At 62.8% G+C, this 13025-nt stretch carries 8 protein-coding genes; 4 read left to right on the forward strand and 4 right to left on the reverse strand.

All coding sequences use genetic code 11. The annotated features are described in order from the left end of the window. Positions 1 to 10: 10 nt before the first annotated feature. From DBZ32_RS14170 to DBZ32_RS14180, 3 genes are all read right to left on the reverse strand, one after another. Positions 11 to 3238: an efflux RND transporter permease subunit gene (locus DBZ32_RS14170; RefSeq protein WP_119167851.1), complete on the reverse strand. Its 3228-nt coding sequence runs from the start codon at positions 3236 to 3238 to the stop codon at positions 11 to 13. Further along, positions 3235 to 4389, reverse strand: coding sequence for an efflux RND transporter periplasmic adaptor subunit (locus tag DBZ32_RS14175; protein ID WP_119167852.1), 1155 nt, complete (start codon positions 4387 to 4389; stop codon positions 3235 to 3237). Before DBZ32_RS14175 ends, DBZ32_RS14170 begins: the two co-directional genes overlap by 4 nt. Before the next feature lie 127 nt (positions 4390 to 4516). Next, complete coding sequence (locus DBZ32_RS14180) at positions 4517 to 5044, reverse strand: PadR family transcriptional regulator (protein WP_119167853.1); 528 nt, start codon at positions 5042 to 5044, stop codon at positions 4517 to 4519. Between the two features lie 213 nt (positions 5045 to 5257). On the opposite strand from DBZ32_RS14180, the gene DBZ32_RS14185 reads away from it, so the two are divergent. From DBZ32_RS14185 to glk, 4 genes are all read left to right on the forward strand, one after another. Continuing rightward, the gene (locus tag DBZ32_RS14185; protein ID WP_119167854.1) at positions 5258 to 5644 is read left to right on the forward strand and encodes a flagellar basal body rod protein FlgC; all 387 of its coding nucleotides are present in this window, start codon (positions 5258 to 5260) and stop codon (positions 5642 to 5644) included. Between the two features lie 225 nt (positions 5645 to 5869). Then, positions 5870 to 7654, forward strand: a complete 1785-nt coding sequence (locus DBZ32_RS14190) for a glycoside hydrolase family 15 protein (protein ID WP_119168365.1) — start codon at positions 5870 to 5872, stop codon at positions 7652 to 7654. Beyond that, positions 7651 to 9093: an alpha,alpha-trehalose-phosphate synthase (UDP-forming) gene (gene otsA, locus DBZ32_RS14195; protein WP_235830208.1), complete on the forward strand. Its 1443-nt coding sequence runs from the start codon at positions 7651 to 7653 to the stop codon at positions 9091 to 9093. Before DBZ32_RS14190 ends, otsA begins: the two co-directional genes overlap by 4 nt. After that, a complete protein-coding gene (gene glk / locus DBZ32_RS14200) occupies positions 9090 to 10025 on the forward strand; it encodes a glucokinase (RefSeq protein ID WP_119167856.1) in 936 nt (311 codons plus the stop codon). The genes otsA and glk overlap by 4 nt, the downstream gene beginning before the upstream one ends. A gap of 57 nt (positions 10026 to 10082) precedes the next feature. Here the strand turns inward: glk and DBZ32_RS14205 are convergent, their stop codons facing one another. Beyond that, positions 10083 to 12902 carry a response regulator gene (locus DBZ32_RS14205; RefSeq protein ID WP_119167857.1) on the reverse strand — a complete coding sequence of 940 codons (2820 nt, stop codon included), beginning with the start codon at positions 12900 to 12902 and terminating at the stop codon, positions 10083 to 10085. Positions 12903 to 13025: the final 123 nt, after the last annotated feature.

Consider the following 13025-nt stretch of genomic DNA (forward strand, 5'->3'; position numbering starts at 1 on the left):
TGCCCAGGGGTTACTCCGCCGGCTTGGTCATCGCACCGATCCCAAGCGTGCCGGGCGTTTCAGAGGTCTCGTGCGCGGCTTTTCGCCTCTGCCGCCAGTGCTGGAAATTGGTGCGCAGCATCAACATGCAGGGCGTGAAGACCAGCGTGAGAAGTGTGGCGAAGCCGAGCCCGAAGACGATGGCCGTAGCGAGCTGCGACCACCACTGGGTGGAGGGTGCCCCGAGTTGGAGCACGCGGTTGATGAAGTCGATGTTGAGACCCATCACCATGGGCATCAACCCGAGAATGGTCGTAATCGTGGTGAGGAGCACTGGCCGAAGGCGCTGTGCCCCGGTCCGCAGGATGGCCTGCATCGGGTCGCCGGCCTCGCCCATCAAGCGGTCGTAGGTGTCGATCAGCACGATGTTGTTGTTGACCACGATTCCCGCCAGCGCGATCACGCCGATGCCGCTCATGACGATACTGAAGGGCTGATCGATGACCATCAGGCCGATGAAGACGCCGATAGTCGACATCACAACGGCGGAGAGGATCAGGAAGGCCGAGTAGAAGGAGTTGAACTGGGTGACGAGAATGATCGCCATCATGAAAAGGGCGACGGTGAAGGCTTTCGTCAGGAACGCCTGGCTCTCCTGCTGCTCCTCGTCCTCGCCCTTGAAGGCGATGTCGATCCCCTGAGGCAGCTGGCTGCGGTTTTCGGACAGCCAGGCGCGGATCTCCTGTACCTTGTCGTCGGCCAGGACCGGCTCGCCGGTCGTCGGATCGGCACCGACATCGGCCTTGACCGTCATGACCCGCCGGCCATCGACGCGATTCAGCAGCGAAACCTTCGGTTCGGCCGTCTTCTCGACGAAGTTGGCGATCGGCACCAGACCGCGGTCGGTCTGCACCCGAATGCGCTCCAGCTGATCGATGGTGCGATAGCGTTCGGGCAGTCGGAGTACGATATCGACTTCTTCGTCCGACGTATCGGGCCGGTACTCCGCCAGCTTCATGCCGTTGGTGACCATACGTACGTAGTTGCCGATCAGGGTTACGTCGGCGCCGAACTTCGCGGCTTCCGCGCGGTCGACCGTCAGTTCCCATTCGATGCCGGGGATCGGTCGGCCGTCTTCGATACCGACCAGCCCCCCGGTGTTTCGCAGCAGCTCGGCCAGGCGCTGCGCGGCAGGATCCAGATCGGCCGGGTCGTCGGCGCTGATCTGGAGTTGGATCGCCTTGCCGACTGGTGGGCCGGCCTCTTCTTCACGGGTTTCGACGTAGATGCCCGGCAGTTCGCGGCCACGAGCCCGGACGCTGTTCAGGATCTCGCGAGCGGAGGGACGTTTGAACCAATCGACGAACTCGAGATTGATGATACCGATCAGATCCTCCGGCTCGTCGTCGTTTTGCCGGCCGGAGGACGCGACGGTTCGCGCATAGACGGTGTGGAAAGCCCCGGTCTCCCGCTGGATGTCGAGGATCTGGGCTTCAACCTCGCGCACCAAGCGGTCACGCTCATCGATCGACAGGTTGCCGCGGCCATGCACCCAAACGGCCGCGTTTTCCGGTTCGACGCTGGGGAAGAACTCGATGCCGCGGCCGAACTGGCTATAGGCTACCTGCACCCCGACCAGGAGAACGACGGCGAGCAGGGCGATCTTGCCCGGGTGCCGCAATGCCCCTTTCAAAAAGCGCAGGTAGACGCCTGTGAAACCCCGCAGATCCTCAAGGTTGCCGCTTTCGCCTGCGGCGATAGTCTTCATCTGCTCCGGGTCGGCACTACCGCTCTTGCCGCCGATCACAGAGCCGAGTGTCGGCACGAAAATCAGAGCCATGGCGAGCGAGGCGCTGAGCACCGCAATCAGGGTCAGCGGCATGAATTTCATGAACTCGCCAACGACGCCCGGCCAGAAGAGCAGAGGCAGAAAAGCGGCCAGTGTCGTCGCGGTCGAGGCGATGATCGGCCAGGCCATGCGCTTGGCCGCGAGGCCGTAGGCTTGCCGCTTGTCCAGGCCCTCCGACTTTTTGCGGTCGGCGTACTCGGTGACCACGATAGCGCCATCGACGAGCATGCCGACAGCGAGAATCAGACTGAACAGCACCACGATGTTGACCGTCAGACCGGCGAGGTAGATCACCAGCAGGCCGGTCAGGAAAGATCCCGGGATGGCGATACCCACCAAACCGCCCGAGCGCAATCCGAGCGCCGCGACCACCACGACCATGACCAGCAGGATCGCGGCCAGTACGTTGTTCTGCAGGTCGCTCAGCATGGTCCGGATATTCGACGACTTGTCCTGGCTGTAGAAGACCTGGACCTCGTCCGGCCAATTGGTGCGCTCCGCTTCCACCAGGGCGCGCACATTCTCGATGGTTTCGATGATGTTGGAGCCGACGCGTTTGGACACCTCCAGCGCAATCGCCGGCTGGCCGTTGATGCGGGCGAACCCTTGACGATCCTCGAAGGTTGGGCGGATCGACCCGACGTCGCGGAAGGTGACGACCGAGTCCCCATCGGATTTCACCGGCATGTCGAGGATGTCGTCGATGGTCTCGAAAAGTCCCGGGACCTTGACGGCGAAGCGACCTGCGCCGGTGTCCATGGAACCGGCCGCGACCAGCTTGTTCGAGCGGTTGACGAGATCGAGCACGTAAGCTGCGTCGAGACCGTACTGCTCGAGCCGCTGGGGATCGACGATCAGCTCGACCTGCTCGTCTCGGTCGCCGGCAATCTCCGCCTCCAGCACCGTCGGGATCGTCTCGATGTCGTCCTGCAGATTCCGGGCCAGACGCAGCAGCGTGCGCTCGGGCACATTGCCGGAGAGTGAGACGACCAACACCGGGAAAAGGCTGAGGTTCACCTCGTGCACCGTCGGCTCGTCCGTCTCGTCGGGCAGTTCCGGCTTGGCCAGATCGACCTTCGCCCGCACATCGTCCATTGCGAGATCGGGATCGAAACCGGCCTCGAACTCCATCACCACGTTGGCGCCGCTTTCGTAAGCGAAGGAGCGCAGCTCCTTGATGCCCTCGATGGACTGCAGCTCCTGCTCCATCGGCTTCACGAGCAGGCGTTCGGCGTCCTCCGGGCTGATGCCGTCGTGATGCAGGGAAACGTAGATGATCGGAATGTTGACGTCGGGTTCGGCCTCTTTCGGGATGGCGTTGTAGGCATAGGCGCCCGCGATCAGCAGCAGGACGAGGCAGGCCAGGACCGTGCGCGAGTGCTCGAGCGCGGCGTCGATGATCGCTTTCATCTGTCGGCTCCGGCGGGGCGCTCGGCGGTCAGCGGATTGGCCGAACGGTCGAACTCCGGGTCCGGCATCCCGATCACCAGTTCACCGTCCTTGACGAACTCCTGCCCTACCGTGATCAGCGTCACTTCTTCCGGCAGCCCGGTCACGAAGAGACCTTCCGAGGTATCCTCGACTATGCTGATCGGCACGAAGCGAACCACGCCGGTCTCGGGTTCACCGTCTTCATTGTCTTGCACCGTCCGCAAACCGAGGACCCCGTCGTCATCGAGCGTGAGAATGGCCGGCGTGATCTGATGAGCCATGATCCGGTCTACCGGCAGATGCATGATTGCCGTCATGCCGGCCGGAACTTGTCCGTCGGGGTTGTCGACCTCGAGTTCGACCCGGAAGGTTCGGGTCTGGGAATTGGCCTCCGAGGCGACGAAGCGGATGCGACCCCAGATTTCCTCGCCGGTTGCGAGCATCGCCGAACCAGGTTCACCGACCCTCAGGTGCCGGACGTCGCGCTCGTTCGCGGGTGCGATCACCAGCACGGGGTCGAGATCCACCACGCGGGCGATGGAGTCTCCGGTCTCGACGTAGTCACCGAGATCCATCATCCGATCGTCAAGCACGCCCTCGAAGGGGGCGACGATCTGAAGGTCTTCGAGAGCGACTTCCGCCGCCTCGACCGTTGCCTCGGCCGCGTCGAGCGTGGCTCGTGATTCGGCGAGCTGAGTTTCGGCGCGAAACCCGCGCTCGTTCAGTTTACGGGCGGCCTCGAACTCGATTTGGCGTTGACGCAGCAGCGCCTGAGCTTCGCGCAGACGCGCTTGACGGTCGCGCGCATCGATGCGCGCGATGAGTTGGCCGACAGCCACCCGCTCACCTTTTTCGACGAGCAACTCCTCGATCTGGCCGAAGGTCTCGGCCTTCACGTCGACCGCGCGCACGGCTTCCGTGTGACCGGTCAGACTGAGTTCGATCAGACGTGGTGTGGCCACGCTGGTGGCGACACGGACACGTGTCGTCTCGCGCAGAGCATCCAAGTCCACCGGAGGCTTGGTGATCTGGGGTTCGCGACGATCCTCGCCCAGGCTGCCCGAGGCGATCCAAGCGGTAACGCCCACGGCCAGGAGCGCGGCGATCAGGTAAGAGCGGTTCAGGCGCATGCGGTCCGTTGATCTTTCATTCTGTTCGTAACCTGTACGATCCGTACTCGGCCTTTCAGTTCGCTTGCTATTTGTACGTTTCGTCGAGGACGAGCGTTCATCCCTCGTTTATTCCTCCTGCACCGCCTCATCTCGCGCCTGCCGCCTTCGCCTCGGGTTCGTCGGCCTCGCCGGTCAGTCGGTCGCGGTTGCTGCGTAGCCAGTCGGCGGCGAATTCGTAGTAGGCGAGACCAAAGTCATGCACGAAGCGTTGCGCGGGTGAAGGGATGCTGAGGTCGCAGGCGCGTATGCCTTCCATCTCCCTTTCCAAGTCGGCGATGCGGGCATCTACGACTTGGATCACGTGGTCTTGCGGCAGCAGGTCGGATAGAAAAAGCACGAGCAGGAAGTCGGAGCGGAAGCGATCCGGGAGCGGGGGGTGCAGCAAAGCCGCAACGAGTTGCTCCCGACCCGCCGAGGTCAGGCTGTAGACCTTCTTGTCGGGGCGCTTGTCTTGGGCCAAGGCGTTCCCGGTGACCAGACCCTCCTCAGCTAGCCGCGTCAGGGCCGGATAGATCGCGCCGAAGCTGGTTTCTTGGAAATGGTTGAGAGGTGCCGATTCCAAGGTTTTCTTGATCTCGTAGCCGCTGGCGGGCTTGGCCTGGAGGACGGCCATGCAAAGTGTTTTCGTATCCAATAAGGGCCTCGCTTTCGCGGCTTTATATCAGTTCGATATATATCGATCCAGAATAAGTCGATCGCGGTCGCGCAGGGCGGATTGACCTTTCCGAATTATGAAAAATACATCAGGCAAATATCCATCAAAAATAGATATTTGACGCCACTGCCTCACCACCCCATTTTATAGGGTGGAAAGGAAGGTGACGCCATGAATCCGGCCATTTCGACTGCCGTGTCTGGGGTTCAGGTTCACAGTAAGAGGTTCGCTGCCTCCGCGCACAACGTCGCCAACATGACTGTGGTAGTTCCGGGTGATGGCCTGGAGCAGCAGGTCGGACCGTTCAGCGTCGATCCGGTCAGTGCTGTCGACGGTGGGGTTCGCGGTCAAACGCGATTCCTTTCACCGGCCTATGTACCAGCTCACGACCCCGACCATCCGCTGGCCGATGCGAACGGCACGGTCGGGCAGGTCAATGTGTCGCTTGAGCAAGAGACAGTGCGGCAGATCGAGGCGCAACGCGCCTACGAGGCCAACCTCGCGGTGATTAAGGTCGGCGACTCCATGCTGGGCGCACTGCTCGATCAAAGCTCGTAGGATTCGCGCCGAAATCGGTGGCGAGTCAGGCTGCGCCCCAGCGATCTGTTGCGATCCTGACATCAGCCTCTTGTAACGGATGGTGCTGACACTCCGAAGATCGGCGGGTGAGGCGGGCCGTCCGTGAGCCAAGAGGCGGGCCGTCTATGAGCCAAACGGTTGGTGCGAAGGCACTAGCCGTCTATTGTCCTGGGCGCGATCTTCCTTTCCCTGCCCGAGCCTATGATGTCTTCACTTGATCTTGCCTTGATCGGCAACAGCAGTTTTGCCGCTCTGGTCGACCGCCGCGCGCGAATCGTCTGGAGCTGTATGCCGCGTTTCGACAGCGATCCCGTTTTCTGCAGCCTGCTGGGTAACAGCGACGGCAACCCGTCCGGCGGGTTTTGGGAGATCGAACTGGAGGGTTTGGTCGAGTACGAACAACACTATCGGCACAATACGGCGGTGCTGGTGACCGAACTGCGCGACGCTGCGGGCAACGCGGTCGAAGTGGTCGATTTCGCGCCTCGGTTTCGCCACTACGGCCGCATGTACCGGCCCATGCAACTGGTTCGGCAGATCCGCCCACTCAGCGGGACGCCTCGCATTCGCGTACGCCTGCATCCTGCACAGGATTATGGCGCCACTCGGCCCGTGTCCACGCGTGGCAGCAACCATCTGCGCTTCGTCATGCCAGATCTGACATTGCGGCTGACCACCGACGCGCCCGTCTCCTACGTAGCCGACGAAGTTCCCTTCGTGCTGGAGACCGGCTTGACGTTCATCTTGGGTCCAGACGAGAGCCTGACTCAGTCGGTCGGCGCCATCGCCCGTGAGTTTGTGGAAAACACGGAAGCTTACTGGAGCGACTGGGTCAGAGGTCTCTCGATCCCTTTCGAGTGGCAGGAAGAAGTCATCCGAGCCGCCATAACGCTGAAACTCTGCGCCTATGAGGAAACGGGCGCGATCATAGCTGCGGCCACCACCTCGATCCCCGAAGCGGCCGGAACCGAGCGGAACTGGGACTATCGTTTCTGCTGGCTGCGCGACTCCTACTATGTGGTGCAGGCGCTCAACCGCCTGGGCGCCACCCGAACCATGGAAAGTTATCTTTTCTATATCACTAACCTGGTCGCGGGCTGGGATGGCGGCGACCTGCAGCCGGTCTTCGGGATCGCTCAGGAAGAGCGGCTGGACGAACGTGTCGTCGACCATCTGCCAGGGTATCGCGGTATGGGTCCGGTGCGCGTCGGCAATCACGCCTATACTCAGATCCAGAACGATGGCTACGGCAGTGTAATCCTGGCGACCACGCAAGTTTTCTTCGACCAGCGGATCGCCCATCCGAATACCGACAGCATGTTCACGCGACTCGAGCGGGTCGGCGAGCGAAGCGTCGCGCTCTGGGATCAACCGGATGCCGGACTGTGGGAACTGCGAAACAGCAAAGCCGTACACACTTATTCCAGTGTCCTCTGCTGGGCCGGTTGCGACCGCTTGGCGCGGATCGCGCAACATCTCGGCAAGACCGATCGCGCGCGCTACTGGGCCGAACAGGCCGAGCGTGTTCGCGAAGGTACGATCGCCCAGGCCTGGAACGACGAGATCGGCAGTTTCACCCAGTCCTTTGGTGGCAGCGATCCGGATGCCTCTTTGCTGTTAATGCCGTCACTGGGCTTCATAGCGGCCGACGACCCCCGCTTCATCGGCACGCTCGCCTTCGTGGAAAAGGAGTTGCGGCGTGGCAACCACCTGTTCCGCTACGCCAAAGACGAATTCGGTGTTCCCGACAACTCCTTCAACATCTGCACCTTCTGGTACATCGACGCACTGGCACAAGTGGGGCGAATCGAGGAGGCGCGCGCGCTCTTCGAAGAGATGTTGATGTGCCGCAATGCGGCCGGATTGCTCTCGGAGGACCTTGACCCCACAACAAAAGAGCTTTGGGGCAATTTCCCGCAGACCTACTCGATGGTGGGGCTGATCAACTCGGCGATGCGCCTCAGCCGATCATGGGAGGATGCCTTTTGACCCTCGCGGGACCCGCCGTTTCGAGCAAGACGGCGTCGAAGCCTGACAGAACCGTCGCGAAGCGGCGATTGGTCGTCGTGTCGAACCGGGTCGCGGTGCCACGGCCGGGACGCACGGGCGGCGAGGGCGGTCTCGCAGTGGGGGTGAAGGCAGCACTCGAGGAAAGCGGCGGGATGTGGTTCGGCTGGTCGGGCAAGACCATCGACCATGAAAAGGGAGAACCCGATGCCGCCGATCTCTCCGAATCAGGACCGATCACCTATGCCACGATCGACCTGACCCAGCGCGACTACGATGAGTACTACAACGGCTTTGCCAACCGCTCGATCTGGCCTCTGTTCCATTATCGTCTCGATCTCGCGGACTTCAACCGTCGCTACCTGGCCGGCTATCAAAGGGTCAACGCCCTCTTCGCACGCCGGCTGGCGCCGCTCTTGCGCGCCGACGATCTACTCTGGATCCACGACTACCACCTCATTCCCATGGCCGAGCAGCTTCGCCACATGGGATGCCGGCAGATCATGGGCTTCTTCCTGCACATACCCTGGCCGGCCATGGAGGTTTTGCTCGCGCTGCCCAACCAGCGCGCTCTTGTCCAATCTCTCTGTGCCTACGACCTGGTCGGGTTTCAGACGGAGGACTACCGCAAGGCCTTTCTCGACTACTGCCAGCGCGAACTGAGCGCGACCATCCTGGAGGACGGTACCGTCGAGGCCTTTGGCCGTCGCGTGCGGACCGGTACTTTTCCGATTTCGATCGATACCGAGCCTCTTGCCAAGGCAGCCGAGGAAGCGTCCGACTCACGCCAGATCCGCCGTTTGAGGGAGTCCGTCCGCAACCGTGACCTGATCATCGGCGTCGATCGTCTCGATTACTCCAAAGGTCTGCTGGTCCGTGTTCAGGCCTACGAACATCTGCTGCGGGCCTATCCGGCGAACCGAGGCCGGGTGGTGATGCTGCAGATTGCGCCGCCGTCGCGCATGGAAGTTCCCGAATACATGCAACTCCGCCATGAGATGGAGGGGGCCTGTGGTCATCTGAACGGTGCGTTCGCGGAGTTCGACTGGACACCGGTCCGCTACTTGAACAAGGGCTTCAGCCGCCGGATGTTGGCGGGCTTCTATCGCACGGCGCGCGTCGGCCTGGTGACGCCGTTGCGCGACGGTATGAACTTGGTCGCCAAGGAGTATGTCGCTTCCCAGGACCCGGAGGATCCCGGCGTTCTGGTGCTGTCCCGCTTCGCCGGTGCGGCACGCGAACTGGACGGCGCGTTGATCGTAAATCCCTACGACCTGGAGGCGACGGCGGAAGCGATGCAGACGGCGCTGTCGCTCGATCTGGAAGAACGGCGAGAGCGCTACCGCACGATGTTCAAACACTTACAAACCTATGACATCGACCGCTGGCGCGAGGACTACCTCTCGGTCCTGGCTGCATGACCGACACGCCGGCGGTTCTGATCGGCGATATCGGCGGCACCAACGCCCGCTTCGCGCTGGTCCGGGACTCGGGCGTAGAGACTCTCGAGCGCTTGTCGGTTGCGGCCTTTGCGAAACCCGAGGCTGCCTTGGCGAAGGTACTGGCGGAGGTGGAGGGACCCGTTCGTTTCGGACTGCTCGCCGTCGCCGGACCGGTGAGCCAGTCGGGCGCCGAATTGACCAATGCCGGTTGGCGATTCGACGCTGAAGATCTCGCCTCCGGTCTTGGCCTCAAGAAAGTCTTTTTGCTTAATGACTTCGCGGCACAAGCCCTCGCTCTGCCGGAGCTGTCGGCCGACGATCTGATTCCGCTCGGGGGACCGCGTCGGCCCGATACGTCGGCGCTGCTCGCCGTGCTCGGACCCGGCACGGGACTCGGTGTTGCCGCTCTTTTGCCCGACGACACGCCGCTGGTGGGCGAGGGCGGACATGTCACGCTGCCCGCCGTGACCCGAGAGGAAGCCGACGTTTTGGCGGGCTTGCGCCAACGCTACGGCCATGTCTCTGCCGAGCGGGTGCTCAGCGGCGAAGGCCTTGTCACGCTCTACCGCGCGGTCGGCGGCACGCGGGCCGGGACCGCTGCGGAGGTCACAGCAGCGGTTCGCCTTCATGATCCTGCGGCAACAAAAGCCATTTGCTTCTTCTTCGCGTTTCTCGGGACCGTCGCCGGCAACGTGGCGTTGACTTTCGGCGCACGTGGCGGAGTCTATCTCACGGGGGGTATCCTTCCCCGTCTGGTTCCGGAGCTGCGCGGTGCCGACCTCTACCAGCGTTTCTTGTCGAAGGGACGCTTTCGGTCTTATCTCGAAGCGATCCCCCTGCAGCTCGTGGTGCACTCCGACCCGGCTCTGCTCGGTTTGGCGCGCTATGCACGACGCTTGGGGAGCTCATAGCGAGAAGCCGACCCATCGTGGAGAGTTCCATCCGGTCGAGATCGGCTTCGACGACGCTTACTTCTGCTTTTGTCCGGTGACAGAGCGGTCGTCCTGGCTGGCGGCCGGCGCCAGTTTTCGGGGGCTATGAAGCGCTTCGGCGGCACGCTTGTTCAGCAGGCGGTCCAGAATGTCGATGAGCGCGTCGGGCGCGATCGGTTTGCGCAGGAAGGCCGCAGCGCCCGCCGCCCGCGCACCTTCCCCGTCGAGAGTCTCGCTGTAGCCGGTGCAGAGGATGACGGGCAGCTCCGGCCGAAGCTCATGAAGGCGCTTCATGAGCTGGACGCCTGTCATTCGGGGCATGGTTTGATCGCTGATCACGGCATCGATTCGGCGGTGCGGAAAAAGGTCTAGAGCGGCCATGCCGCTGTCAGCTGTTACGGCGTCGAAGCCCCGGCGCGTCAGCGCGGTCGCCAGCATCGACCGTACGCCCTCTTCGTCATCGACCACGAGAACGGCGCGCTGACCGCTGGATCCTTGCAGCTTTGCCACTGGTCGCGATGCTCCCGGCCGGGCGGCGGCCGGGAGCAGAATACGAAACTTCGTCCCTTCGCCAAGCCGGCTTTCCACGGCGATGGCGCCTCCGTGGCTTGCGACCAGCCCATGTACGGCGGCGAGGCCGAGGCCGGTGCCGCGGCCGCGTTTCTTGGTCGTATAGAAGGGCTCGAACATCGCTTGCATCACCTTGGGGGTGATCCCGCAGCCACTGTCTTCGACACGAATCTCGATCAGGTCTTGCCCGCCGGGGGGGCGTCCGAGCCACAGCCGGGCCGTGCCGTCGGGCGCTCTCTCGAGGAGTTGATCTTGGGCAGCGACCGTGTCGGCGAAGTTCGGCCAGGTCGACCGGCCTCGTGCCAACGTGAAGACGATCTTCCCCTCGGCGTCGCCGATCGCGTCGCGCGCATTCACCACGAGATTCATCAAGACCTGGATCATCTGCGAGCGGTCGCCGAGGACTGTCGTACGTTTGTTGTCTCCCAAGTCGACCAGCAGCTCGATTTTTGGAGACAGCGTGGCGCGCAGCAGCTGTTCGGTCTCACGCATCACTTCGCGCAGCGGAACGATTTTACTGGCGCGTTCGCCGGCCCGGCCGAAGGCGAGGATCTGACCTATCAGATCCTGGGCACGTTTGCCCGCGTCCACCACTGCCTCAGCGAAGCGGCGTTGCTCACTGCCATCGGGCAGGTCCTCCACGAGAAAACCGGCGTAGCCCAGCATCGATGCCAGGATATTGTTGAAGTCGTGTGCGATACCGCCTGCGAGCCGCCCGAGCGATTCCATCTTTTGCGACTGAAAGAGTTGCTGCTGCAGGCGCGTGCGCTCCGTCTCCGCCGCCTTGCGTTCGCTGATGTCGCGCGTCACGCCCAATAGGCCGCCGGTTACCAGGCGGCTTAGGGAGATTTCGAGAAACGCCGTTTTACCGGTCAACGTCCGAGCCACGGCTTCGCCGCGCCAGCTACCTTCAGCTTCGACCTTCGGCAGGACTTCGTCGGTGAGGAACGCGATCTGACGCGGTTCGAAGTGAACCTGCCACGGTTTCCCGACGAAGTCCTCCGGCCGGCCGTCGAAGGTCCGGGCATGAGCGACATTCATATAGACGAAGTTGCCTTGCTTGTCGGTGATGGCGATCCCGTCGTTGGCGGCTTCGATGGCCGTGGCGCGTTCGTTCAACTGCGCTTCGACGTTCTTGAGATAGGTGATGTCCGTTCTGACGCTGACGAGATTGCCGCTGGCGGTCTGCTGTTCGCTGACCAGGAAGACCCTGCCGTCTCTCAGCGGCTGCTCCCAGGTGTGGATCTCCCGCTCGCGCACCTGGCGCACCCGCCAGTCCACCCATTTGTCGATACTCTGATCGAACTGGGCTCCTTCCTGCTCGGCAAAGGCTCGTGCGATGTCGCGGAAGGGTACGCGAGGCTGGAGAAGGTGTGCGATCGGTGGATAGAGTTCGGCATAGCGGCGATTGGCGAGAACGACCCGATCTTCCCGGTCGACCAGCAGAAAGCCCTCATCCAGGCTGTCGATGGCTTCTCGCAGGATCCATTCGGCTTCCGTCGCTCTTCGCTGAGCCAGGGCCAGTTCTCGGGCATGCCGCTCGCTTTCCTGACGCGCCCGTTCGCTCTCGCTGAGGCGCTGCTCCGTCACGCGACGGCTATGGACGTCGGTCGCGGAGACGACGAAGGCGCGCTCGCCGGTGACCGGGTCGTACGCCGGCTGCATGCGCAGGGCGAACCAGCGTTCGCCGAGACGTGAGCGGAGTAGAACCTCGTCGTTGAAAATGGCGCCACCTGCCGCCCAGGCCATCGCGCGTTCGCCGGCCGATGTTTCGGCGAAAAGCTCCGGCAGCGAAAGGTTGCCGTCTTCGCGGATCATCAACAGGGTTTCGGCTGCCGGATTGGCAGCGATCAAGTATCCGTCCTTGCCGAACATGGCAACTGCAGCTCCTGCATGCCGCAGAGCCTCCAGTGAGCGTAGAACCCCCTCGACCGGGGCCGTGTCGAGACGAATCGCCTCAACCAGCATCGCGACGCTGCCATTCTCGAGCTTGACCGGAGACGTCAGGCAGCGCGCCCGCAAAGGTCCGGAGGGTGGATAGAAGGTCCACTCTTCCTCCTCCAAGGGCTCCCCGGCAGCCAGGCGACGCCGGTAGGCTTCCAGACGCCGTTGGGTGGCCGGCGAAAGGTCCGAGAAATCGACGGCAAGCAGCTCTTCTCTATCGGCTCGGCCCCAGAAGGCTGCGGCCGCGGCGTTGGCGTCGACGATCCGCCAGGCGTCGAAGTCAAAAACCCAGATCGGGCGTCTGAAATTCTCGAGCCGTAGTTCGGAGACTGAAGGGATCATCTTCGAAACGCCACCTCGCACGGCCGGTTCGGCCGACAGGGCAAGCCTCTACTAAGAAAGGGTGTGTGCCAAGAGCGCTGAGACTCCCTGGAGGCGTAAGCGCAACGCTTTGTGCCAAGGTAG

Origin of the sequence: Algihabitans albus (genome assembly GCF_003572205.1) — a bacterium.
Classification (GTDB): Bacteria; Pseudomonadota; Alphaproteobacteria; order Kiloniellales; family DSM-21159; genus Algihabitans; species Algihabitans albus.